This is a genomic window from Agarivorans sp. QJM3NY_33, assembly GCF_050870865.2.
GTDB lineage: Bacteria > Pseudomonadota > Gammaproteobacteria > Enterobacterales > Celerinatantimonadaceae > Agarivorans.
Genome location: NZ_CP194039.2, coordinates 2,498,027 through 2,523,317 on the forward strand (window position 1 = coordinate 2,498,027; position 25,291 = coordinate 2,523,317).

The following is a 25,291-nucleotide window of genomic DNA, read 5'->3' on the forward strand; positions in this document are numbered from 1 at the left end:
GAAGGAAAAGCGATGAGTGATTACAAACAAATAGCTTGGCAAGGGCTATGGAAAAACAATCCCGGTTTAGTTCAATTACTGGGCCTATGTCCCCTGCTCGCGGTGACGTCTACTATCAGTAACGCTTTAGGTTTAGGTTTTGCCACCATGTTGGTACTTATCGCCTCAAACACGACCGTGTCATTGATCCGGAAATGGGTCGCCAAAGAAATTCGCATTCCCGTATTTGTGATGGTTATTGCCTCTTTTGTAACATGCGTTCAGTTATTAATGAATGCCTACAGCTATGGCTTGTACCAAAATCTGGGGATCTTTATTCCTTTAATTGTGACTAACTGCATTATTATCGGCCGTGCCGAAGCATTTGCGGCTCGCAACCCTGTCCCCGCCGCAGCCTTCGATGGTTTAATGATGGGTTTAGGTTTTGCGTTAGTATTAACTCTGGTCGGGGCCATTCGTGAACTATTAGGCAATGGCAGTTTGTTTGAAGGTATCGAGCTGTTAATGGGTGACTGGGCATCGGTTTTACATGTACAAGTCATCAATTTCAACGAACATTTTCTAGTTGCGATCCTTCCGCCGGGCGCTTTCTTAGTCATGGGGTTTATTATCGCCTTGAAGAATATCATCGATCATCGAGTAAAAACCAAACAACAAGCCATTGACTTAGTCATGGAAGATCTTCAACACAATGAATAACAGTAAACGACGAGAAATCTTAACGCGACTACGTAACGATAACCCGCATCCCACAACGGAGCTTAATTTTTCAAGCCCTTTTGAGCTGCTAACCGCGGTATTACTATCGGCACAAGCAACCGATGTGTCAGTAAATAAGGCAACGGCTAAGCTATTCCCAGTGGCCAATACGCCAAAAGCTATTTTAGAACTCGGCTTAGACACGCTGAAAAGCTACATTAAGACCATTGGTTTATATAACTCTAAAGCTGAAAACCTACTGAAGACCTGTAAGATCTTAATCGATCAGCATCAGGGAAAGGTGCCTGAAAATCGAGAATTCTTAGAAGCGCTGCCCGGTGTGGGGCGGAAAACGGCGAATGTTGTGCTCAATACGGCTTTTGGCTGGCCAACCATAGCTGTCGACACTCACATTTATCGCGTTTCAAACCGTACAAAATTTGCCATGGGCAAAAATGTTGAGCAGGTCGAACAAAAATTACTTAAAGTTGTCCCCAAAGAATTTAAAGTTGATGTGCATCATTGGCTCATTCTGCATGGCCGCTATACCTGTGTTGCGCGAAAGCCGCGTTGCGGCTCCTGCATGATTGAAGATTTATGTGAGTTTGCCGACAAGACCGAGCTTTAGCATCCCTTAAGGAGTTGCTCGCTGATATCAGTGGGCAGCACGGTGACCACTCCCCCGTTTGCGATAAGCTCAATTGGACAGCCAATATGCGTATCGCCTAATCCGGCCCTTTAGCCTGTACTTACCCGGACCACACTTGCCTAAATATCAAGTCACCTAACTCATATTTTAAAAGCGGCACTAGCTCTGAATCCCGAGTTCGAAAAATCTCACGCAACTTTATCTAACAATCTGTAACTTACAATACCTACATTAATCCACCATTTCTTAAGCGTTTCTTAAGCGTTTCTTAAGTTTCCCCCCTTATCTTTAAATAAATGATGAAGATGAGGTTAGCGAATGAATCAAGACTATCAACGTGACTCGGTAAGTTTGGAATTTATCACGGCTGCCCACCCACTCTGGCAGCAAGTTATTCAGTATATAACCACTCGATACCAACAAGCTTTTGATGCCAAACTAGACTCGTTCATGCCCACTTATATGGCTCTGACCGAAAACGGTCAAATCAAATCTTTATGCGGTTATCGCCTCGCCAATCGTGAGCCTTTATTTTTGGAACAATACTTAGATCAAACAGCAGAGCTGTTGCTCTCAAAAGCGTTCAATCAAAGCATCAAGCGAAACCAATTAATTGAGTTCGGCCAGCTCGCATCTTTTACCAAAGGCGCTTCTCCCTTACATTTTTTATTGATGGCTGAAGCCTTAGTTGAGCGTGGGTTTGCTTGGTGCATATTCACCGCAACAGATCCCTTATACGCCTTAATGAAGCGCCTTGGTCTTGTCCCTACGCTGATTGCTGAAGCGGATCCACAACGAGTCCCAAGAGCAAAACAACGTTGGGGGAGTTATTACCAACATCAACCACGGATCTTCGCAGGTAATCTGCAAGTGGGATTAAACCACCTAACTAGTCGCGTGGGTATAACAAATATGCAACAGATAGGTCTCTAAATGAACAGCATTTTACAAGCAATTAGCCACCACGCCAATGATCACCCTGATCAACTTGCTTTTGTCGGTCACGATGTTAAAGGTCAAGCAAGTAGCTTAACTTATCGCCAACTAAAACAACAAGTTGATGCCGCAGCCTTAAGTATCGTCTCGCTAAATGTGAATGCCATCGCCTTGAAAGCAGAAAACTGCTTAGACTGGGTGATCGCCGACTTAGCAGCGATGCAGGCTCGCGTGGTAATCATCCCCATTCCGACCTTCTTTGCAGCACAACAAGTCGAACATAGTCTTGAGCAATCAGCTGCTGACTTATTAATTGGCGATTGGCCTGAATACGCTCAACTAGACTTACAAATTGCAGGTTTAGCCGCCTATCGACGACCAGTGACACAAGCGGTGCTTCCCTTAAAACAGACTTGCAAAATTACCTTTACCTCCGGCTCGACCGGGAACCCAAAGGGGGTTTGCCTTAGTGAGCAAAACTTACAACGGACCAGCGAAGTTTTAGCCGACAAAATTCGAGATCAAAGCGAGCAGCATTTAGTGTTACTCCCTTTATCAACCTTACTGGAAAATATTACTGGGGTTTATGTTCCGTTATTACTCGGTGTTACGGCGAAGATCTATCATGGCCAGAGCCTCGGTTTACATGGTTCCAGTCGATTTGAAGCTAACGTTTTTGCCAGCGCCCTAATACGCGAGAAACCCAATAGCTTGGTGCTGACACCCGCATTATTAATGGCGCTTATCCAACTGGTTCAACAGCAAGCTCAGTTGGCAGAATCGTTACGCTTTGTTGCTGTTGGCGGGGCTCGCGTTGCGCCAGAGCTTATCCAGCTTGCTCATCAACTTTCGATCCCAGCCTATGAGGGCTATGGTCTTTCTGAATGCGGCTCAGTGGTATGTATTAACACCGAGAAATCGTATAAACCTGGGAGCTGCGGCCAAGTATTAGAGCATGTAGAAGTCAAGCTAGCCGATGACGGTGAGTTGCTGGTAAAAGGTAATATTGCACTTGGTTACTTAGGTATGGCTTTCACCGCCCCTTGGCTCGCAACCGGAGATTTAGCCACCATAGATGATCAGGGATTTGTCACATTACTGGGCCGTAAGAAAAACCAGCTTATTACTAGTTTTGGTCGCAATATTTCTCCAGAGTGGATTGAATCTGAAGCGCAGAGTCATTTTGCTGGTCGCCCATTCATCATAACCGGAGATGCCCAAGCTTTTCTAACTGCGGTCACTGAGAGCCAAGCAAACATCAACCAACGTATACAAGTACTCAATCAAAAGCTCCCCGATTACGCGCAAATCAAGCGAGTGATAGCGATTCCATCAATTTATTCTCATCAAGAATGGTTCACCGCTAACGGTCGACCCAAACGAATGGTGCTTGAACAATGGGTACAGGAAGTCTTGGATACGCCAAGTGACGCACTCGACCATATTCAAATAACCGAAATCAACTAAGCAAATTTGCAGGAGAGTCCAATGAGTCTTTTTTTTGAAACCTTACAACAACAAACCCGAGCTGCTCAACAACAAATGTTACAAGCGCCAGTGTTCGCTGCTTGTAGTCGCGGGGAAATTAATCGCGAAATGTACCTCGCCTTTCTCACTCAAGCCTTTCACCATGTGAAACATACCGTGCCCTTACTCATGGCCTGCGGTGGCCGACTATCAGCGGACTACGAGTGGGTACGAGAAGCAATCGCAGAATATATTACCGAAGAACAAGGTCATCATGAATGGATCTTGAATGATATCGAAGCTTGTCATGGCAACGCCCAACTAGTTCGAGACAATCAAGCCCAAGGTAAAGTGAGCCCAGCTATCGAGCTGATGGTTGCCTACCTGTATCACCAGATTGATCGTCATAATCCTTTGGCTTTATTTGGCATGGTCTGGGTATTGGAAGGCACTAGCGTGGGAGTTGGAGCTCAGATAGCAACGCTAGTGAAGAGCACGCTTGACCTTCCCGATGAAGCTCTTAGTTACTTGCTTTCGCATAGTGAGTTAGACCAACAACACATTTTATTTTTTGAAGGGTTAATGAATCAAATCACAGATCAGGATGATCAAAAGGTCATTATTGATTCGGCCAATATGGTGTTTTCACTCTACGGGCAGATGTTAAGAGAGCTCAATATTAGTGCTGCCGAGCAGGCAGCATAAGGATAAGAAATGCTTATTCAAGACAAAACAGTGTTACTAACAGGCGCATCTGGCGGGATTGGAAAAGCCATCGCAAAGCAACTTAGCGAGCAAGGTGCACGGTTATTGTTAGTGGCAAGAAATCAGCAAAAACTAGAAGCGCTGCGCCAATCCCTTAGCGCCCCGGAACGACACCAGAGTTTAAGTATTGACTTACTGTCCTCTCACGACATCAAACGGCTCAAATCTGTGGCGCTTGACTACCAACAACAGGGGCAAACGATTAGTGTTGTGATCAACAATGCTGGTAGCAATCAATTTCGCTTTCTCAGGCAACGAAGCACTGAGTCACTACAACAAGAAATGCAGCTAAATTTAATGGCCCCAATCATACTAAGTCAGGCAGCTTTGGATTGGATTAGCCGGCCAGGGATCATTCTTAACATTGGTTCCACTTTTGGCTCGATCGGCTATCCAGGCTACGCAAGCTATTGCGCCGCAAAAGCGGGCGTACATCGTTTTAGTGAAGCCATGGATAGAGAGCTGGATGGTACCGGAATCAGAATGCTTTACCTTGCGCCGCGCGCCACCGACACCGAACTCAATAGCGATGCAGTTTGTCAACTCAACCAACAATTAGGCAACCATAGCGACTTACCGCAAATTGTTGCACAGCATGTGCTGAATATACTCCAGCATGAACACCGTGCGAAATGGATCGGTTGGCCAGAAAAGCTATTTGCTCGAGTGAATCAAATATTCCCGTCGCTGGTCGCAAACTCGATTCGTAAACAACAGGCGACAATCCACCAATTCATTAATCACAACAGCCAATAAACAAGGAACATACAATGAAAACGACTCATACCTTAAGCGGCTTACTTGTGAGTAGCCTTTTCGCTAGCAGCGCTTCATTCGCTGCAAACGACAACTTACCACAGATCCAAAGTGACTGGGCGCATTGCCAATACCAAGTTGAACCAAACAAAGCACAAGTACAATGTTTTGAACAACTCATCGAGCTCAACTACCAAGCCGTAAATAACGATCCCAAGGATTTGGAGTTACAAGTTTGGTTAGCAATTAACAAAGCCTCACTAGCTGGCGCCAAAGGCGGTTTATCCGCATTACGTTTAGCCAAAGAAGCGAAGCAACTCTTAGAGCAAGTAATTGATAAAAACCCAAAAACTTTAGATGGCTCTGCCTATACCAGCTTAGGTTCGCTATACTACAAAGTGCCAGGATGGCCAATCGGTTTTGGCGACGATGACAAGGCAGAAGCGATGCTTAAACAAGCACTAGCCCTTAATCCCGATGGGATTGACCCAAACTATTTTTATGGTGACTTTTTGGCTGAAGATGGTCGTAAGCAACAGGCCATTGAATATTTAACCCGCGCCCAGCAAGCCGCAGCTCGGCCAGATCGACCGCTGGCAGACAAAGGTCGGCAACAACAAATCGCCTTACGTTTGGAGAGCTTAAAATAACCTATGCGTTTGTTACTAGTAGAAGATGATGTATTACTCGGCCAATCAATGACTGCATCACTGACGCGCCACGGTTATACCGTAGATTGGCTTGAGCGTGGCATGGGGGTCGCAGCAACACTCAAAGCCGAACAATTTATTGCCGTTATTTTAGATCTGACACTCCCCGACATTGACGGTTTAGAAGTACTGCGTGAAATTCGCAGAACTGGTTTTGACTTACCGGTGATGATCTTAACGGCCCGCGATGATATTAACGACCGCGTTAAAGGGCTGGATGCTGGTGCCGACGAGTACCTCGGCAAACCCTTCGCCCTCGAAGAGTTATTAGCCCGTTTGCGGGTGTTGATCCGCCGTCAATCCGGTAGCGCAAATGAAACAATCCAATTAGGAGAACTATCACTTTCTCTCATTGAACAAACCATTAACTTTCAGCAAAATCCTCTAAAACTCACCCGCAACGAATACAAAATATTAGCAAGTTTAATCACTAATGCAGGCCGAGTTCTGAGTAAAGAGAAACTACAACAGTCACTGCATGGCTGGGATGAAGGAACCAGTGACAACGCCATTGAAGTACATATTCATAATCTGCGTAAAAAAGTACCAAACAAAGTGATCAAGAACATTCGAGGTGTGGGTTATATCATTGAAAAATAAAACATTCTCAATAAAGCGCCGATTAACAATATCGATCATTGTAGTTGCAAGTTTATTACTGGTGGTCTCACTGTATTTTAGTCTTTTATCTGCTCGCGATGAAATTGAAGAAGTCTATGACGCCCGGCTCGGCCAATCGGCAAAATTGCTGCTCATGGTAAGTCCTGTTGCGACCGACCGCTTAACGTTTACTCAGCAACAGCAACAATTTGATTTATGGATGAATCGTATTCAAAAATTGACCGAAGATGATGACAGCCCTGCGACTGCTTACGGCCATCCTTATGAGCAAAACATCTTATTCCAATTCTATCAAGATGAGCACCTACTATGGAGTTCAAACAAGCGACTTGGACCACTGCCACTGCTAAAACACGCTTCTGGCTATGGTGACATTTCGATGAAAAATGAGCAGTGGCGATATTTTAAACTAGCAATGGCGAATACTTCTGAGCACCAGCAATATATAGTGGTGGCAGAAAAACAAAGTATCCGCCAAGAAGTGATCGATAAAATTGCCTTTACCGCAACCTTACCGCAATTGATCCTGGTCCCCTGCCTGATCATGCTATTGGTACTTCTAATCGACAAAAACTTCAAACCGATTGCCGAATTGGGTACCGCCATTGCTCAACGTAGTGCACACAAATTAGATCGGATCTATGTGACCAATCAAACTCGAGAGCTTTCCCCCTTAGTGGATGCTTTAAACCAGCTTCTAGTGCAGCTGGAACAAGCTTGGCAACGGGAAAAACGCTTTACTCGTATGGCAGCTCATGAACTAAAAACCCCATTAACCATCTTACGACTCAATGCTGAAAACGCTATTCTTAGTGAAAATCCACAGCAACTAAGGCAAGATTTAGATAACATTCTTAAAGGCATTGATCGTACCGATCGTTTGTTACATCAACTACTCACACTTGCCAAAGTGGAAAGTATCACAGATTTAATCAGCCAAAATTTTGATCTTGCCAAAGTTCTACAGCAAGCTTTAGCAGATTTAGCCCCCATTGCACTGCGCCAACATCAAGAACTCAGTTTTGAAGGCGATAGCTGTTACATTGATGGTGATGAAATACTATTAAGTATTTTATTTAGGAATCTAATTGATAATGCAATCCGATACTCAGGAAGCCACAGTGAAATTGACGTCAAACTGAAGGCGCAAGCCAATGACATCGAAGTCACGATCAGTGATAGTGGTACGGACATCAGCCAAGACACCAGAGAGAAACTATTTGATAACTTCTATCGGGCAAATACCGAAAAAGGCGATGGTGCGGGTTTAGGGATGTCGATTAGCCGAGATATTGCAGAGCTACATCACGCGACGGTACGCTTATTACCGCGCACTCAACAGCGTAATACCTTTCAGGTTCGTTTTAATCAAAGAAGCTAAGTATTTACGCCTAAGTTGACGCTGTTAATGCTCGTCCTCAACAAGCTGCTCGCAGCCTTTAGCTGCGGGCGACATTCGCTAGGCGATTAGCTGTTGGCTCTTGAGTCATAAAGCGCCACTATTACAGCACATCATAGAAATTTAGAGTAGATCTTTACCTAAGGAAATAACCACTCGGCGATTTCGTTCGCGACCTAAGGTATTATCATTACTTGCGACATGGCGCCGCTCACCATGACCCGCCACCTCGATCACGCTGTCGTCTAAACCACTCGATTTAAAAAAATCTTTGATTCGCTTGGCGCGTTTATCCGACAATTCTTGGTTTATCCATTTACCACCATAACTATCGGTGTAAGCATCAACCAATACAACATCAATGTCTGGGTCATTCTTAACATAGTCACCAATCAATCTTAAACGTTGTTTAGAACGCGCAGTCAACTCGTTACTATTGGATTGATAAGTCAACACAGTGAAGGCGATATCATCGAATGAGTAAGGTAACAATCGCCCCACACACTTCAAAAAATCGTTATATTGTTGCTTAAAGTTAACCGATGAGATCCCCACCGATGTCGTCGCATTATTAGCATACCAATCGTCAAAATAAAAAGTGGGGATATTACCGTCTTCTAATTCGCTCAGCATTTGCCAAGCTGGCTGGGCGTGCACGTAACCGTCAAATTGCTGGTAAAAAGACAATTCACTAATTCTTTTAGAACTTGCCCCAGGTTTCCACATCGGCGGCACACTGCGTAATGAAACCTGATGTGTCTGCGGCGAAATTTTGTACATGTCTAAGTAGAAGTCTAAATTAACATTCTTCGAGGCGCGACTAACAAAACTAGCGATCCCAAACGATGGAATAAAATGGTCCATACGACATTCAATGGGAGATTGGCTGGACATGACCCAGGTTGAATCGTCCATTGATGCTGAATAGCTGCGTACACTAGCGTGAGTGACCGTCGTCCCAAGCGCCAAAGTTAACAATAAATAAGGTTTCATAGTCGCAAATCCTCTGTTCTCCTTAAAATATCGGCCAAAGGCCAATTATCTTTAAAGCAAATTCGCGATTCTTTGCTGCTTTTGTAATAATGCGCGCCTCAGTAAATACTATGCCAGATTATGACCATTACAGAACACAGCTCTCAGCTTATGTCGAACCGCTTTCGAGGGTATTACCCGGTTGTTATCGACATTGAAACGGCAGGCTTTAATGCCAACACCGATGCATTATTGGAAATAGCGGCTTGCTTACTCAGCTTCGATGCAAATGGCGAGTTATATGTACTCGACAGCGTGCAATTTAACGTTGATCCCTTTGTGGGAGCAAACTTAGAAAAAGCTGCTTTAGAGTTTACCGGTATCGATCCCACAAACCCGCTCCGTGCTGCGGTGAGTGAAGAGTTCGCACTAAAAGAAATGTTTAAGCCAATTCGTAAGGCCTTGAAAGCCCACGGCTGTAGCCGTGCTGTCATGGTGGCTCACAACGCCGCTTTTGATATGAGTTTCTTTAACGCTGCGGTTGAGCGATGTCGGATCAAACGTAACCCTTTTCACCCTTTCGTGAGTTTTGATACCACAAGTTTGAGCGCTTTAGCGCTCGGTCAAACCGTGTTAGCGAAGGCCTGTCGGGAAGCTGATATTGAATTTAGTAATCAAGAAGCTCATTCGGCACTTTACGATGCGCAAAAAACCGCAGAACTATTTTGCAAAATAGTAAATAAATGGCAGACCTTAGGTGGTTGGCCGCTTCCTATTCCACAAGATACCCCTGAAGAACCATAGGATCTCATTCATGTTTAACCCCGTTGTTGTTTCCGTTTGTTTAATGCTAATACTTAGTCTCATGCGGGTAAATGTAGTATTAGCGCTCACCATTAGCGCGTTAGTCGGAGGCCTCGTTTCAGGACTGCCCCTGGCGGAAACAATTTCTAGCTTCGAACAAGGTTTAGGCAATGGTGCTCAAATTGCTCTCAGTTACGCCCTACTTGGTGCTTTTGCTGTGGCAATATCTCGCAGTGGACTGACTGATTTTATTGCCGAAAAGATTATCAGCCGCGTAGACAAACATCGAGAAAGCCGCTTAAGCTTAGTGAAATGGTTGATGTTAAGCGCCATCATTCTCATGGCCATCGCATCGCAAAATCTGGTGCCAGTGCACATTGCCTTTATCCCCATTTTAATTCCACCGCTGATTGGTGCTTTAAATCAGCTAAAAATCGATCGCCGTTTAATCGCTTGCTGTTTAACTTTTGGCTTGGTTACAACCTATATGTGGTTGCCAGTTGGGTTTGGTGGCATCTTCCTAAATCAACTTTTATTTACCAATCTACAAAACAATGGTTTAAGTATCGATAAAGCACAACTTCCCTTGGCTATGACCATCCCGGCTCTTGGGATGGTTGTCGGCTTGCTGAGTGCGATCTTTATTTCTTATCGTAAACCACGCGAATATCGTAGTGATATGCTTAAGGCTTCGGCGAGTTCCGCGCCTGCAATGCCGACTCAAAAGCTGTTGATTAACATTATTGCTATATTCGCAGCTCTGGCGATTCAGCTTTATAGTAACTCGATCATTATCGGCGCTTTAGCTGGCTTTCTATTATTAACGACAGCATCAGGGATCCGCCCTCAAAACAGCCAAGATTTATTCATTGAAGGCGTAAAACTTATGGCTTTGATTGGCTTTATTATGATTGCCGCAGCTGGCTTTGCCGCCGTAATGAAAGAAACCGGTGGCGTACCCGACTTGGTATCGAGCGCCGCAGATATGTTAGGTAGCAATAAAATGTTAGCCGCAGCAGTATTACTGATTGTGGGTCTGTTAATCACCATGGGGATCGGCTCATCGTTTTCAACGATCCCGATTATTGCCGCTATATATGTCCCCTTAGCTATTTCTTTAGGATTTTCGGAACTGGCAACCGTTGCTTTAGTGGGAACAGCAGCGGCACTGGGTGATGCAGGTTCACCGGCATCCGATTCAACTTTAGGTCCAACGGCGGGATTAAATAGTGACGGCCAGCATGATCATATTTGGGATACGGTTGTACCAACATTTATCCACTTCAACCTACCATTATTGGTATTTGGCTGGATAGCAGTTATTGTTTTATAAAAAGTGATAACAATCTGATTTACTGGTGATTTAACGACTCGCGTCTGACGACTAATATTTTATGGGAACACCAACTTGACCAACTTTGAAATACCGCTCGATAAACTACAGCCTACATTTAATTTGGCTAATGTGACTCCCAATAGTCATCACCAATGGGCAAACTTAATGCCCTTGGCAAAAGCAAGCTTTGATTATTTTTTGTCACAAGCTCCTAGTCTGCCTCTCATGATATGCCAAGCAGCCAGTTACCTACAGCATCAGTCAATACTTCAAGCCCTGTTGCGCTCACCAACTGTAACCAGCGACTATGTCATGTTGTACCGGCCAAAAACGCCCTATCAGCCCAGTTATTTTCAGCTTAAATCAGGGGCTCTACCGTTATTTAAGCAACTCATGCAACAACTAAACGAACTCATCAGAGCTGAGCCTACATCGAGCATAAGCGTACAAGCTGAAGCCAATAAGTCGCTATTTATACAGTTACACAGCTGCCAGCAACAACTCGGCTTAGTTGATGCTGTTCAAGACTTGTATCATGCTTTAATTGAACAACAGCCGGCGAATGATATTTCAGCTTATTACAAAGTTTGGCAAAGCCAACATCAGCCAATACTGTGTCCAGAATTTTCAAGAGCTGCTCTGTTCGGCTCAATTCGCAGTGGTAGCTCTGCTGCCGATTTAACAGGCATCGACTTAGGTTTGTTCCAACAATCCCCGCACGGTGTATTTGTGCTCAATAGTGATGATGTTATAGCAGATCCCGGATTGTGGTTTGAATTAAAGGCTTGCTTAAAATCATCCCGTTTGGATTGGTCTCGAGCGAAGAGTCACAAAGCGACAATGATACCAGAAGCCTCAGACTTCAAACCGAAGCTCGTATTACTCGGTGAGCCGATGGCTATCTCTGCTTTGTTAGAACTCGACCCAGAAATATATCAACTCAGCTTGATTGAAACCGAACTACCCAGTGAAGTTGAACTAAACAGTGTCAATATCGAAGCCTATCTAAGTCAGATTAATGCTACGCTGAGCGATACGAAACTAGCACCACTCGATGCTAAACTTTATACTTCGGTACTTGGTTATGCCTCACGCTTGTGTGAACATAACGACTTGCTCAGCCTCGATATTCACCACATCATCAAGCCACTTCGTTTATTGGCCCATTTACAGCTGAACCATAATGCCGAGGGCTTCGCCAGCGCATTAAATACACTACATAGAAACATCAATAGCCAGCAACAATTTAGTGATCTAGCATATCGAGATCAACAAACTAAGATTGAGCTTTCTGGTGAAAAAATAGGTCAAATCAATGGCTTATCAGTTATTGACTTTAACGGTCTCGGTTTGTCTTTTGGAGAGCCAATCCGGATCACTGCGACCGCTCACCAAGGCGAAGGTGATTTTACCGATGTTGAACGCAAAGCTGAGCTAGGCGGCAATATTCATGCAAAATCCATGATGATTATTCAAGGTTATCTCAGCGAGTTATTTGCCAAAGAACACCATTTCCCGCTGTCTGGTAACATCGTATTTGAACAATCTTACCATGAGATCGATGGTGATAGTGCCTCAATGGCGGGCGCTTTGGTGATGATGAGCGCATTGGCGAACCTTCCCATTAAACAAAGCTTCGCCGTAACCGGAGCGCTCGACCAAAAAGGTAATATTCTCGCAGTTGGTGGGCTTAACGAAAAAATTGAAGGCTTCTATCGGATAGCTCAACAAAGTAAGATTGCTGGTCCCTTTGCATTGATACTTCCCAAAGCCAACCTTAATCAGTTAAATTTGAATCACGATGTGATACAGGCCTGCACTCAAGGTAAACTTAAGTTGTTTGCTATTGAGCATATTGAACAAGCCGTTCAGTTACTCTTTAATCAACCTGCCGGTGATGTATATGATGCGCAAAGTGTCTATGGACAGATCCATAGAAACATTCATCCTGAAGGCCAAAACAACAGTTTTTTCGCTTACTTACTTAGAAAAATACTCGGCTTATTCAAACTCTAACAAATTTATTAGTCATCGGACTTGTTTAGCGCACACCTGTTCGCTAAAGTAGCGGCAAATTTTTTAAAGGTTTAAATCATGACTCAGGTTTCACAAAAAGATCTAGGTAAAACTAGCTATGAACGCCAAGAATTACTCGACTGTAGCCAAGGTCTTTTATTTGGTGAAGGAAATAGTAAGCTTCCTGCCCCCAATATGTTAATGATGGATCGCATTCTCAAAATTAGTCATGAAGGTGGTGAATTTGGAAATGGTGAAATTATTGCCGAATTAGATATTGATCCAGATTTATGGTTTTTTGGTTGCCACTTTCCTGGCGACCCAGTGATGCCAGGTTGTCTCGGGCTCGATGCGATGTGGCAGTTAGTTGGGTTTTTCTTAGGTTGGAGTGGCGGTCCAGGAAAAGGACGAGCACTGGGTGTTGGTGAGGTTAAATTTACTGGACAAGTCTTACCCACAGCAAAGAAAGTGACCTATAAAATCCAAATGAAACGCGTAATCATGCGCAAATTAGTGATGGGTATTGCCAATGGTGTTGTAGAGGTCGATGGGCGAGAAATTTATTCCGCAAATGACCTGAAAGTTGGTTTATTTACTGACACATCAAGCTTCTAAGTAAATCATCTCCTATAAAAAAGCCCTGTTAACCAACAGGGCTTTTTTTATTCATTAATGATTGTCTAATCCTGAAACGCGTTCTTCAAGCGCCTCGCGCCATCCTCCGTACCAATGCCCTCTCGCGTCAACTCCTCCGTACGGACAGGTCTCCTTAGAACGACCAGATAACCCTGCTTGATAACCTTTGGCATGCGCTCTTTCTAAACGATCGCGTTTTTGTCTTTTCATAGACTATTCCTCATCAAGATCAGAAAATAAACCAGCGGTCCGTTTAGGACCACCGTTCTACTATCGCCTATCGTTTTACAAAGATCAAAAACAAATTTTTAAGTATTCGCTAAGCATTTGATCTTTTTGTTACAACCAACAAAAAGATTAACGTTTTTTGAAGCGTCTCACATAAATTAAGGGTAATAACAATAAACCAAACCAAGAAACGCCTGCGCCTTGGCGCTCATAAGACGCTTCTTCAAGCATTGGGCAACTAGCAATATCATTGATATCAGTGACTACAGGGTTACGCTCTAAACGCAATAACACGGGTCTCGGATTAACACCATGAATAAGGTCATCCGGTGTTTCGTAGTGATACCCACTCGCGTAAACAGTGCCGTCATCGAGGATTTGAGAAGCATACTCAATCCGATATAGTGGCATCCGTGGTTGTCCGTCTTGTTCATAACAAGTTAAGGAATTGAGGCTCCAGTTATAGGTACTTTCACCATTCTTATAACGATCAAAATCTAGCAAAATTGCACTCTGCCTACGAGTCGTACCACTATAAGAAGGCTGTTCTTCACCATCTGCATCAACCCAACCGACAATCAAATTATCATTATTAATATCACTAAATTCGCTATTAGCGCCATTAAATGGCAAGTCACGCAGTGGCCAAACCACTTGTTGATAAGAACTAGAAGCTTGATCATTATCATAAACAAAAGCTTCTACTGGGCGATTACGTGATTTCACTTGCGTATAACGCAAGTTGCCAACCATCAATTCCGCATCATTAACGGCATTTGCCCAAGTATGTGAGACCGAGTCTTCAAAGTCTGCACTATCACCACCGATGTTAATGTTAGGGATTTGATTTAGTGAATAACTTCCATCGTCATTTGCGCTATAAAATACCGCTCGTCCGCGAGAACCCGTGGTTGAATCATAAACATCGTCAGAAGAGATCCCAACAAATATATCCGCATGACTGTTGTAGTCCTTGATGAAATTATAATTGGGTGCATCGCCATATTGAGAACGAACGTAACCTTCAACCAAGGGCACGCCTTCCACCGCATCGCCATCGTCGGCGTTAGTAATATCCCACACCCAAGCCTGCGTATTAAAACCAGAACAGCGATAATAATAATCCTGGTCACCAGTTTGACATTCGCCAAAACTATCGCTATTCGAGTAACTAACACTACTCAAACCAATCACAAGCGTCTTACCGTCTTTCTGAATGACTTGTAAACCCGACGAAACACCACCTTTGTCGCTACTCAATTGTCCATCACTACTAAATGGCGTTGGTAATAAAGTAATTTTGGCATCGTCACTAAGGCGCAGCGCAAACCCGCGTTGAATAAACTCTCGAGTATAGACCGAGCTAGAGCCATTACTAAAAGGTGCGGAATCGTAACCGACAGCCCAACCAAGCGAACTATTAATACGATTCACTCGAGTATCTGTCGTATAAGTTTGCTGACTACTATCGTCAAAAATGAACAACTTATCGTTAACGGTGTCCCAGGTCGGGATCTCACTGTTAGTTCCGTTAAGGTGAGCCCCTGTCACATTGCGCTGCGCAATGAATGCTAATACATTAGACTTATATAAGACCGAGGCTTGATTAAATAAACGATGTCGATAGGTACCATAAAAACTATTGTCACCTTCAAAAAACAGATCACATACTTCTACAGCATATTGACAGCCGTAGTCAAAACTAGTGCGGTCGGAGAAATCATAAAAACGAAATGGGTTACGAAAAGTTAAGGCATTGCCCGCAACATACTCCCCATCCTCACTAACAGCGGTGACATTAAAACTGCTATTCGCTTCTGCTAAGCCATTCGCCATTTCAATAGGAATTTCTTCAACCAAATAGTACGCCTCAACTTGCGCGGCATGGACCATACCAGCAGAAAGTAATAAGGGCGCAAATACCAGCGATAACGAACGATTAATAATAGACTTCTTCATGAATTTTTTAATTCTTCCAATTCTTCCCAACGTGAATAAAGCACTTCTAATTCTGTTTCAGCTTCATTCAGTTGGCTTAGGGTGGTCTGAACCAAACTTTGTTCTAAACTATAAAACTCTGGCTCATTTACTTGTTTTTGTAGCTTTTCGAGTAAGTTTTCGGCAGCTTCTAACTTTTGAGGCAATTGGTCAAGCTCAAGTTGTAATTTATAAGATAACTTTTTAGTGGGCTTAACACTACGGCTACCCACTTCTGTTTTCTGTACCGAGTTGCTGCGTTGCCCTTGCTGCTGTTGCTCGATATAAGTCTGTACTTCCGAATAGCCGCCGACATAAGTATCGACTTGCCCTTCACCGGGAAAATACCAAACATGACTGGCAGTATTATCGATGAAACTTCGATCGTGACTCACCAACAGTACAGTCCCCGGATATTGGCTCACTAATTCTTCCAATAACTCCAGCGTTTCGACATCGAGATCATTGGTTGGTTCATCAAGCACCAATAAATTTGCTGGTTTTAAAAATAGCTTGGCGAGCATCAGGCGATTTTTTTCACCACCAGACAATGCCTTGACCGGGGTAAACGCACGTTTTGGGTGAAACAAAAAATCTTGTAAATAGCCCATCACATGGCGCTTCCCACCATTGATCTCGACCTCCTGTTTACCACCGGCCAAATTATCGATAAGTGTTTTCTCGGGATCAAGTTCTTGGCGATATTGGTCAAAGTACGCAACACTGAGTTTTGTGCCTACCTTCACATGACCGCTGCTCGGCTGCAACTGGCCGAGTAATATCTTAATCAATGTAGATTTACCACAACCATTGGCACCCACAAGGGCAATTTTGTCACCGCGCATCACCAATAAATCAACCGGAGAGATAATTGGCTGTTGATTAGGGTAACTAAAACTAATGTTCTCGGCTTCAAAGACTATTTTCCCTGAACGCAAACCATCATCGATTTGCATCTTGCTGGTACCCAAACGGTTAACCCGCTCTCCACGCTCGTTACGCATTGCCTTAAGTGCACGAACGCGCCCCTCGTTACGGGTTCTACGGGCCTTAATACCTTGACGGATCCAACTCTCTTCCTCGGCGAGGCGTTTATCGAATAAGGCATTTTTCTCTTCTTCAACCCGCAACCATTCGATTTTACCTTCGAGATAGGCATCATAGTTACCGGGCCAAGAAGTGAGAACGCCACGGTCAATATCTACAATCCGCGTGGCAATTTTTCGAATAAATGCTCTGTCGTGACTAATAAAGACAATGGTGCCTTTAAAGTTAATCAAAAAATCTTCTAACCACTTAATCGTCGTGATGTCTAAATGGTTCGTGGGTTCGTCTAGCAACAAGATATCCGGCTCACCGGCCAAGGCTTTAGCCAATGCAACTTTACGTAGCCAACCCCCAGATAAACCCTGTAAAGGCTTATCACCATCCAATTTCATGGTTGTAAGTACTTTTTGGATTTCACTATCAAATTGCCAGCCATCAACGACATCAATATGATGCTGAACATCTTGCAAACGTTTTAGTAATTTTTCATCACTACCATCCCCAATATGGTTAGCTAGGTGATGAAACTCACTGAGCAACTTACCGATATGTGGCTTACCTTCAGCAACATAATCAAAAATACGTTGATCACTGGCTTGCGGCGGATCTTGTTGTAATCGAGTAATCACAACATCATTCACCAACTGCCGTTGCCCAGAATCGAGTAATACGGCACCTTCAATCACTTGTAATAAAGAGCTTTTACCTGCGCCATTACGGCCGACCAAACATACTCTTTCTGACTTATTAATTTGTAAATTGGCTTTGTTTAGCAGAGGTGTATCACCATAAGCCAAAACTGCATCTTGTAAGTTAATTAACACGTACAACTCTCTATAAATTGCTCTAACTGACTCGCATCAAAAGGCCAGCTTAACTGTTGCTGGCTAGGCGCATGACACAGCACCGGAATACTATAGCGAAACTGCTCAGTCAAAGCTTCATCATCAATAATATCTTGTTCACTCAGTTCGCTGATATTAGGACTGGCTAATATCAATGCTTTGGCATCTTCACACAAATGACAACCATCGGTACTGTATAACACCCAAGTCATAGCGCTATTCCTTGTGGATCATCCAACAATTGTGGATATGTTTATTGCGTTCGAAATCTGCAGACAAAGACTTCGAGGAGATATTTTCCAGGCTCAAACCATGTTTAACTAAAGCCTCTTGGTCAAGCTTAAAGTGACGTTTATTATTGGAGAATATTAAATCACCCCCCTTATTAAGCAAGCGCGCCACCGACACAATCAAATCAACGTGATCTTTTTGAATATCAAATACTTCATCCATTTTCTTTGAGTTAGAAAATGTGGGCGGATCAAGAAAAATCAGATCCCAGCGCTGAGATATTTGGGTTTTTAACCAGGCCATACAATCAGCACGAATAAACTCGTGTTTATTGATTGGCAATTGGTTTAAACGGAAATTATCTTTGGCCCAGTTCAGATATGTATTCGACATATCAACTGTGGTGACCTTTTTAGCCCCCCCTAAAGCCGCATGCACACTTGCCGAGCCCGTATATGCGAACAGATTAAGCACGCTCTTCGCTTGACTGTGTTGCTGAATATAATGCCGCATATTTCGATGGTCCAAAAAGAGTCCGGTATCGAGATAATCGGTTAAGTTAACGTAGAACTTAGCTCCATACTCTTGTACCACAACCCGCTCTTTTTCATCGCTATGACGTTGGTATTGTTGTTTCCCTTTTTGCTGAGCACGTTGTTTAATCACCAGCTTATCGTTGTCCACTAAACCGCTTTGCAAAAGTCCGGTAAGCAAATCCAGTAAGCGTCTGCGAGCCTTGTTAGGATCAATGGTTTTTGGAGCTCGATACTCTTGGACAATCATATAATCGTCGTAACGATCAACTGCAACATTATACTCGGGTAAGTCTGCATCATATAAGCGATAACAGCTGATCTGCTCGCGTTTAATCCACTTTTGTAACTTTTTTTGATTCTTGGTTAAACGATTGACAAAATCAGCCGCATATTGGCGATTTTCCGCTTGACCACTTTCGGCAATTTGATAAATCTTTAATACACAAGCCAACGAACCATTGAAAAACTTATAGGTTTTATCGGCACGTAAGCGCAAGTAATCAAGTAATTCGGGCGCACCGGTAAATAGCGATAAACGCCAACCACCGTAGTTTTGTCGAACGCTGGCACCAAAAGAAAGAAACAAGCCAATCAATTTGGTTAACTCACCTAATCGCTCCCCATAGGGGGGGTTTGACAAAATTAGCCCTGGTTCACTCGGCGCTACAGGCAAATTGGCAGCATCATGTACATGTACTGAAATCAACTTATCTAAACCTGCACGCTCGATATTGGTTTTGGCTATCGCCACCATTCGTTTATCAATATCGTAGCCAATCAATCTTTGTTTACAATTAGCCAAGCCAAGTTCAGCTCTCGCTTGCGCATCGGCTTTAATATCCCGCCAAGCAGACGCTGCAAAATTACTTAAACGTTCGAAGCCAAACTGGCGCTGTAGACCCGGCGCGATATCGGCAGCCTGCATCGCCGCTTCAATCAGTAAGGTTGCCGAGCCACACATCGGATCGATGAGGTATTTTTCTGTCCAAGCACTTCTTGTGACCAAGGCTGCTGCAAGGTTTTCGCGTACCGGAGCCTCACCCTGTTCGGTTCGATATCCGCGTCTATGTAAGCCACTACCTGATAGATCTAAAGAAATAGCCAAATGTTTACCTGCGATCCGCACCACGATCCGCGCATCTTCATCTATCTTGGCAACATTAGGCCGAGTACCGCAGTTCTCTTTATATTGGTCGACAATAGCGTCTTTCACTTTCAATGCGCCAAACTGACTATTGTCTATGAAATGATTGGTGCCACTACAATGCACGGAGAAGGTTTGATCGACACTAAAGTACTTATCCCAAGGCACTTGATAGGCACTATCGTATAAGTCATCTACTTTGTCCGCTTGGGTTTCCACCAAACGTAACAGGATCCGCGAAGCAAAACGTGTCCATAAACATATTTTATAAGCGGTAGGCCAATCACAGGTAAAACTCACACCCGCGACGGTTTGTTTGCAGTTGTCGGCCCCTAAGGCCACTAACTCATCTAAACATAAGCTTTCTAAACCTTTAGCGGTCGAAGCGAAAAAATCTGCCATTTTGATACTCAATTAAATTAACCCAAGGATTATACCTGTTTTAACGAGGATCAGTAGTAAAAGGGGCTTTCGGACAAATATTCGGCAGTTGGTTAAGAACAGGAAATTATCTCTTGTAATCTAAGCGAGCTCTGCGTAATATCCGCACCTCGTTACGGACGCGGGATGGAGCAGTCTGGTAGCTCGTCGGGCTCATAACCCGAAGGTCGTTGGTTCAAATCCGGCTCCCGCAACCAATTTCTACTTCGGTAGCGATTGACTAGTTTGAATAGCTAGGCCAAATAATTATTCACTATCACTTAACTTTTATAGTTAAGACCGGACGCGGGATGGAGCAGTCTGGTAGCTCGTCGGGCTCATAACCCGAAGGTCGTTGGTTCAAATCCGGCTCCCGCAACCAATCTCTACTTCGGTAGCGATTAACTAGTTTGAATAGCTAGGCCAAATAATTATTCACTATCACTTAACTTTTATAGTTAAGACCGGACGCGGGATGGAGCAGTCTGGTAGCTCGTCGGGCTCATAACCCGAAGGTCGTTGGTTCAAATCCGGCTCCCGCAACCAATCTCTACTTCGGTAGCAATTAACTAGTTTGAATAGCTAGGCCAATTAATTATTCATTATCACTTAGCTTTTATAGTTAAGACCGGACGCGGGATGGAGCAGTCTGGTAGCTCGTCGGGCTCATAACCCGAAGGTCGTTGGTTCAAATCCGGCTCCCGCAACCAATCTCTACTTCGGTAGCGATTAACTAGTTTGAATAGCTAGGCCAATTAATTATTCACTATCACTTAGCTTTTATAGTTAAGACCGGACGCGGGATGGAGCAGTCTGGTAGCTCGTCGGGCTCATAACCCGAAGGTCGTTGGTTCAAATCCGGCTCCCGCAACCAATCTCTACTTCGGTAGCGATTGACTAGTTTGAATAGCTAGGCCAATTAATTATTCACTATCACTTAGCTTTTATAGTTAAGACCGGACGCGGGATGGAGCAGTCTGGTAGCTCGTCGGGCTCATAACCCGAAGGTCGTTGGTTCAAATCCGGCTCCCGCAACCAATTTTTGCCCAATCAAATCCCTTTTTATTTTGACTCGTTCGCTTTCCCTAATATGAATCCGGAAAACTCTTAGCACAAATCAACAGCTTCAATGCTGCCTGGCCACACAGCAAAACTAGTTAAAGACTTCGAACGGCCTCCTTCTATTTAATATTTTCTAATACTAATCTGACTCATTATATGATCAACTTATTGCGCAGAATAAATCTGCCGATAACTAGGCATGGAGCGCAGTCACTCGTGGCTCTCATGACAAGATACATGACGCAGTTAGCGGTGATTCAGACAAGCAAGAATCAAGCGATAATGAGTTCGATTGCTATAATTTACTGCGCAAACTCCCCTTGCCTGGTTAATCGATGCGGTGCATTCCCATGATGATGTTGTTCGCAGTTCTCAAGAGAAGGACTGAACCGTCTGGCAAGCTTAGCTTGACTTAACCATCACCGTGAGACGGGAACTACAGACCAATTGCTGCTGTTGAGTAATATTGATCTGCCAAACTTGAATCGATTTGCCTAACTGGATTGGCTGAGCTTTCGCTGTGACCTCGCCATTCCTAACCGCTTTAATATGATTCGCATTAATTTCCAAGCCGAGTACCATTGCGCCGTCCCCCGCAACACAATAGGCCGCACAACTTGCAATACTTTCAGCAAGAACCACGCTAGCCCCGCCATGTAACAAGCCCATAGGTTGCTTTACTTTGGCTGTCACAGGCATCGTTGCCACCAAATAATCGTCACCAATCTCGATAAACTCAATACCTAAATAAGCGAGCATATTGCCCTCGCCCATGGCATTCAGCTTTTCCAGAGACATCGGTAACTGCCATATACTCAAACTAAAATCTCCAATAATATCTGCAGCGGATGTTTTGGTTTGTGACCTTCGATGCGTTTCACCTGGCTACGACAAGAATAGCCAGTCACCATAATACGTTCTACCGGTAAAGTTGCCATTTTATGTTTCCAGCTTAAATCATAAATCGCTTTAGAAGTTGCCAACTGCTTGGCATCATGACCATAGGTACCAGCCATTCCACAACAACCAACAGCAACATCTTGCAGCTGAGCATCGAAGTATTGAAACACCTGTTGCCACTGAGCAAAAGCATCTGCTTTTAATGCTTTTTCGGTACAGTGACCAAATAAGTACCACGGCTCATGATCACTCACGCCAAAGCTCAAATCTTGAGAAACTTGAACCTGCTGCAGCCATTCTTGAACAACTTGAACCTCAAAGTTGCCGCGTTTATCTCCCAAAGCATGCAAATATTCGTCGCGATAACACAATACCAAGGCAGGCTCTACGCCCACCATTGGTATATTTAATTCACTCACCTGATTCAAAAAGTCAGCCGAAGTTTGCGCAGATTTTTCAAATTTACTTAAAAAGCCTTTAATATGCTGAGGTTTACCATTGGGCTTAAATGGTAACAATACCGGATTAAACCCTAATTTCTGGGCTAACTTTATAAAATCTTCCACCAATTCCGCTTCATAAAAACTGGTAAAGGGATCTTGTACAATGAGTACTGTACGTTGCTTTTGTTGCTCGCTTAAATTTTGCAATATTTTATAGTCATACTGACTAACTAAGGATTCGGGGATCCGTTGTTTTAAGGTTGGAAAACTAAGCTTGGGAATATCAACCATACCAATGGTTTTGGTCACCAAGGCGTCAACCCACTGCGGTGCCATCAACTGATTAAAGAGTCTTGGCGCTTTTGCCATCAGTGGAGCATAGCTTTCAACATAAGCAACAAAATAATCTTTAATAGGTCGTAGATAACGGCCATGATAAATATTTAGGAAGCGCGAACGAAAAGTCGGCACATCAACCTTAATTGGACAGCCCGTAGTACAGGCTTTACAAGCCAAACAGCTTTGCATCGCATCATATACTTCATGGCTATAGTCATACTCACCTTTACTCTTGGCGATGCTATTTCGAATTTTTAACAACAAATTATCCGGAGCAACAAAGCGAGTTTTAAGTTTTTGCTCTTGCTCTAATGGATCTATTTTTAAGTTCGCTAATTGCCGTAACCATTCGCGCATCAAACCCGCACGACCTTTGGGAGAGTAGCGTCGGTCTCCTGTTGCTTTAAAAGATGGGCACATCGGGCTAGCCGTATCATAATTAAAACATAAGCCATTACCATTACAATCCATGGCATTTTTATAGCTATCTCTTACTTCAATGGCGATCTCTCGATCGTATTGACCTCGTTTTGTGCCATCAACTGAGACTAAATGCTCGTCGCTGTGTAAAGGAGTACAGATTTTTCCGGGATTAATTTGGTTATGCGGATCAAAGGCGGCTTTGATTTTACGTAATTCTGCAAATAGCTCATCCCCAAAAAAATCGGGACCATACTCCGACCGAAAGCCTTTACCGTGCTCTCCCCACATTAAGCCTTTGTATTTAGCGGTTAAGGCAACCACTTGGTCAGAAATTTCGCGCATCAAAATTTCTTGCTGAGGATCGCACATATCCAAAGCAGGGCGAACATGCAATACGCCAGAGTCAACATGGCCAAACATGCCGTATTGTAAACCTTTTGAGTCCAATAACTCGCGGAACTCAGTAATATAGTCAGCGAGGTTCTCTGGTGGGACGCAGGTATCTTCGGTGAAAGCAACAGGCTTTGCAGCACCATCGGTATTCCCCAGTAAACCTACAGCCTTTTTACGCATATTGTAAATCGCGTTGATGCTGGTTAAATCGTCACAGCGTTGAAAACCAATCACTCCAAGTTCGCGAGCGTCAGCTTGAGATAGTATCGCTTCCAGTGCCGCAATTTTTTGCCCTTGAAGTTCAATATCGTTTTCGGCAAACTCAACAATATTAATACCTTGCAGATCATGCTCTGGTACATCTCGGATCAATTCTTTTACACTCTCCCAAACGACATCTTGGCGAGCAAGATTAAGCACTTTCGAGTCAACCGTTTCGACCGATAATGCTTGAGCAGCAACCAAACTGGGGGCGTGCTGTAGCGCTGAACTAAAGGCATCATACTTAACCGTAATTAGACTTCTGAATTTGGGAATTTCGGTTAAATCAAGTGTAGCTTCAGTAATGAAAGCTAAAGAGCCTTCAGAGCCACATAAGATACGCGTTAAATCGAGGCTATCACTCTGCGCATGGTAGGCATTTTTTAAATCGTAGCCAGTTAGAAAACGGTTTAACTGAGGAAACTTATCTTCTACGAGCTGCCGTTTATCGATACAGGCATGCTTGACCGCATCAAATATAGGACGAAGCGAAGGACGCTGCTGATCAAGCTGATCAACAGCCAATCTGCCGGTTTTTAGTTCCTCACCATTGGCCAACACCGCAATGACCGACAATACATGATCACTGGTTTTGCCATAAACCATCGAACCCTGTCCTGAGGCATCAGTATTGATCATGCCTCCAAGAGTTGCCCGATTACTGGTCGAGAGTTCCGGCGAGAAGAATAAACCATGGGGTTTTAAAATTGCATTAAGTTGGTCTTTTACGATGCCAGTCTGCACTCTCACCCAACGTTGTTCAACATTTAGCTCTAATACCTGGTTCATAAACTTGGACAAATCAACCACAATACCTTCGGTTAAAGATTGACCGTTGGTACCAGTACCGCCACCACGCGGTGTTAATTTAATACTTTCAAAAGACGAAGCTGAAGCGATCCGACAAAGCTGCTTGATGTCCGCAGTGCCTTTCGGGTACACCACCGCTTGTGGTAAATACTGATACACCGAGTTATCTGTCGCCACAGACAAACGACTCGCGTAAGAGGTTGCTATCTCACCAGTGAAAGATGATTGTTCAAGTTTTTGTAAATAATCTAAATACAGAGACTCAAGAGAATTCTTAGGGCTTAACTTCGGGATCATAAATCCGTTGTCCCAACACAAGGTATTAAAATTTGACGGGATTATATCACGCCAAAAAGCCCTTCTGCATGCCTTTCGTTGTAACAAATCAATCATCTAAAAATCATTTAAACAACAGCGCTTCCTGTTAAGCAGATGGTTGAATATAAAAATTTAACTCTGTAGAAAT

21 protein-coding genes and 6 tRNA genes are annotated in these 25,291 nt (G+C 43.8%); 19 read left to right on the top strand and 8 right to left on the bottom strand.

Annotated elements, in window-relative coordinates:
- The first annotated feature begins 12 nt into the window (after positions 1 to 12).
- From ACRRSY_RS11245 to ACRRSY_RS11285, 9 genes are all read left to right on the top strand, one after another.
- Positions 13 to 699, top strand: coding sequence for an electron transport complex subunit E (locus ACRRSY_RS11245; RefSeq protein ID WP_432463192.1), 687 nt, complete (start codon positions 13 to 15; stop codon positions 697 to 699).
- Positions 692 to 1,327: an endonuclease III gene (gene nth / locus ACRRSY_RS11250; protein ID WP_432453136.1), complete on the top strand. Its 636-nt coding sequence runs from the start codon at positions 692 to 694 to the stop codon at positions 1,325 to 1,327. Before ACRRSY_RS11245 ends, nth begins: the two co-directional genes overlap by 8 nt.
- A 339-nt stretch (positions 1,328 to 1,666) precedes the next feature.
- Positions 1,667 to 2,281, top strand: a complete 615-nt coding sequence (locus ACRRSY_RS11255; RefSeq protein ID WP_432463193.1) for a thermostable hemolysin — start codon at positions 1,667 to 1,669, stop codon at positions 2,279 to 2,281.
- Positions 2,282 to 3,751, top strand: coding sequence for an AMP-binding protein (locus ACRRSY_RS11260; protein ID WP_432463194.1), 1,470 nt, complete (start codon positions 2,282 to 2,284; stop codon positions 3,749 to 3,751).
- Between the two features lie 21 nt (positions 3,752 to 3,772).
- Positions 3,773 to 4,456 carry a TenA family transcriptional regulator gene (locus ACRRSY_RS11265; RefSeq protein WP_432453139.1) on the top strand — a complete coding sequence of 228 codons (684 nt, stop codon included), beginning with the start codon at positions 3,773 to 3,775 and terminating at the stop codon, positions 4,454 to 4,456.
- 9 nt (positions 4,457 to 4,465) lie between these two features.
- Positions 4,466 to 5,272, top strand: coding sequence for an SDR family oxidoreductase (locus ACRRSY_RS11270; RefSeq protein WP_432453140.1), 807 nt, complete (start codon positions 4,466 to 4,468; stop codon positions 5,270 to 5,272).
- Positions 5,273 to 5,286: 14 nt separating this feature from the next.
- On the top strand, positions 5,287 to 5,922 hold the full coding sequence (locus ACRRSY_RS11275) for a tetratricopeptide repeat protein (RefSeq protein ID WP_432453141.1): 636 nt from the start codon (positions 5,287 to 5,289) through the stop codon (positions 5,920 to 5,922).
- A 3-nt stretch (positions 5,923 to 5,925) separates the two neighbouring features.
- Positions 5,926 to 6,582, top strand: coding sequence for a response regulator (locus ACRRSY_RS11280; RefSeq protein ID WP_432453142.1), 657 nt, complete (start codon positions 5,926 to 5,928; stop codon positions 6,580 to 6,582).
- Positions 6,572 to 7,984, top strand: a complete 1,413-nt coding sequence (locus tag ACRRSY_RS11285; protein WP_432453143.1) for an ATP-binding protein — start codon at positions 6,572 to 6,574, stop codon at positions 7,982 to 7,984. The genes ACRRSY_RS11280 and ACRRSY_RS11285 overlap by 11 nt, the downstream gene beginning before the upstream one ends.
- A 141-nt stretch (positions 7,985 to 8,125) precedes the next feature.
- Here the strand turns inward: ACRRSY_RS11285 and ACRRSY_RS11290 are convergent, their stop codons facing one another.
- Entirely contained in the window at positions 8,126 to 8,995 is an 870-nt protein-coding gene (locus ACRRSY_RS11290; RefSeq protein ID WP_432453144.1) for a flagellar protein MotY, read from the bottom strand.
- A 120-nt stretch (positions 8,996 to 9,115) separates the two neighbouring features.
- Between ACRRSY_RS11290 and rnt the strand changes: the two genes are divergently transcribed.
- The 4 genes from rnt to fabA all read left to right on the top strand — a co-directional run bounded on the left by rnt (position 9,116) and on the right by fabA (position 13,745).
- Positions 9,116 to 9,778, top strand: coding sequence for a ribonuclease T (rnt, locus tag ACRRSY_RS11295; protein WP_432453145.1), 663 nt, complete (start codon positions 9,116 to 9,118; stop codon positions 9,776 to 9,778).
- A 10-nt stretch (positions 9,779 to 9,788) separates the two neighbouring features.
- Positions 9,789 to 11,111, top strand: coding sequence for a Na+/H+ antiporter family protein (locus tag ACRRSY_RS11300; RefSeq protein ID WP_432453146.1), 1,323 nt, complete (start codon positions 9,789 to 9,791; stop codon positions 11,109 to 11,111).
- Positions 11,112 to 11,186: 75 nt separating this feature from the next.
- Positions 11,187 to 13,130 (top strand): AAA family ATPase, encoded by a 1,944-nt coding sequence (locus tag ACRRSY_RS11305; protein WP_432463195.1) that lies wholly within the window; start codon positions 11,187 to 11,189, stop codon positions 13,128 to 13,130.
- Positions 13,131 to 13,208: 78 nt separating this feature from the next.
- Entirely contained in the window at positions 13,209 to 13,745 is a 537-nt protein-coding gene (gene fabA, locus ACRRSY_RS11310; RefSeq protein WP_432453148.1) for a bifunctional 3-hydroxydecanoyl-ACP dehydratase/trans-2-decenoyl-ACP isomerase, read from the top strand.
- Between the two features lie 54 nt (positions 13,746 to 13,799).
- On the opposite strand, the gene rmf is transcribed toward fabA, so the two are convergent.
- The 5 genes from rmf to rlmKL form a co-directional block, all read right to left on the bottom strand.
- Positions 13,800 to 13,976 carry a ribosome modulation factor gene (gene rmf / locus ACRRSY_RS11315; RefSeq protein WP_432453149.1) on the bottom strand — a complete coding sequence of 59 codons (177 nt, stop codon included), beginning with the start codon at positions 13,974 to 13,976 and terminating at the stop codon, positions 13,800 to 13,802.
- Positions 13,977 to 14,123: 147 nt separating this feature from the next.
- A complete protein-coding gene (locus tag ACRRSY_RS11320) occupies positions 14,124 to 15,953 on the bottom strand; it encodes a DUF3466 family protein (RefSeq protein WP_432463197.1) in 1,830 nt (609 codons plus the stop codon).
- Positions 15,950 to 17,842 carry an ATP-binding cassette ATPase Uup gene (gene uup, locus ACRRSY_RS11325; RefSeq protein WP_432459371.1) on the bottom strand — a complete coding sequence of 631 codons (1,893 nt, stop codon included), beginning with the start codon at positions 17,840 to 17,842 and terminating at the stop codon, positions 15,950 to 15,952. The genes ACRRSY_RS11320 and uup overlap by 4 nt, the downstream gene beginning before the upstream one ends.
- Positions 17,836 to 18,075, bottom strand: a complete 240-nt coding sequence (locus tag ACRRSY_RS11330; protein WP_432459370.1) for a glutaredoxin family protein — start codon at positions 18,073 to 18,075, stop codon at positions 17,836 to 17,838. Before ACRRSY_RS11330 ends, uup begins: the two co-directional genes overlap by 7 nt.
- A 4-nt stretch (positions 18,076 to 18,079) precedes the next feature.
- On the bottom strand, positions 18,080 to 20,176 hold the full coding sequence (gene rlmKL, locus ACRRSY_RS11335) for a bifunctional 23S rRNA (guanine(2069)-N(7))-methyltransferase RlmK/23S rRNA (guanine(2445)-N(2))-methyltransferase RlmL (RefSeq protein WP_432463198.1): 2,097 nt from the start codon (positions 20,174 to 20,176) through the stop codon (positions 18,080 to 18,082).
- 159 nt (positions 20,177 to 20,335) lie between these two features.
- Between rlmKL and ACRRSY_RS11340 the strand changes: the two genes are divergently transcribed.
- The 6 genes from ACRRSY_RS11340 to ACRRSY_RS11365 all read left to right on the top strand — a co-directional run bounded on the left by ACRRSY_RS11340 (position 20,336) and on the right by ACRRSY_RS11365 (position 21,232).
- Positions 20,336 to 20,412: transfer RNA gene (locus ACRRSY_RS11340), tRNA-Met, on the top strand.
- Positions 20,413 to 20,499: 87 nt separating this feature from the next.
- Positions 20,500 to 20,576, top strand: a tRNA-Met gene (locus ACRRSY_RS11345).
- An 87-nt stretch (positions 20,577 to 20,663) separates the two neighbouring features.
- Positions 20,664 to 20,740, top strand: a tRNA-Met gene (locus tag ACRRSY_RS11350).
- A gap of 87 nt (positions 20,741 to 20,827) precedes the next feature.
- Positions 20,828 to 20,904 (top strand) — tRNA-Met (locus ACRRSY_RS11355).
- Between the two features lie 87 nt (positions 20,905 to 20,991).
- Positions 20,992 to 21,068: transfer RNA gene (locus ACRRSY_RS11360), tRNA-Met, on the top strand.
- A gap of 87 nt (positions 21,069 to 21,155) precedes the next feature.
- Positions 21,156 to 21,232: transfer RNA gene (locus ACRRSY_RS11365), tRNA-Met, on the top strand.
- Positions 21,233 to 21,658: 426 nt separating this feature from the next.
- Here the strand turns inward: ACRRSY_RS11365 and ACRRSY_RS11370 are convergent.
- Both ACRRSY_RS11370 and ydiJ read right to left on the bottom strand, forming a co-directional pair.
- Positions 21,659 to 22,075, bottom strand: a complete 417-nt coding sequence (locus tag ACRRSY_RS11370; protein ID WP_432453154.1) for a hotdog fold thioesterase — start codon at positions 22,073 to 22,075, stop codon at positions 21,659 to 21,661.
- Positions 22,072 to 25,122 carry a D-2-hydroxyglutarate dehydrogenase YdiJ gene (gene ydiJ, locus ACRRSY_RS11375; protein WP_432463200.1) on the bottom strand — a complete coding sequence of 1,017 codons (3,051 nt, stop codon included), beginning with the start codon at positions 25,120 to 25,122 and terminating at the stop codon, positions 22,072 to 22,074. The genes ACRRSY_RS11370 and ydiJ overlap by 4 nt, the downstream gene beginning before the upstream one ends.
- Positions 25,123 to 25,291: the final 169 nt, after the last annotated feature.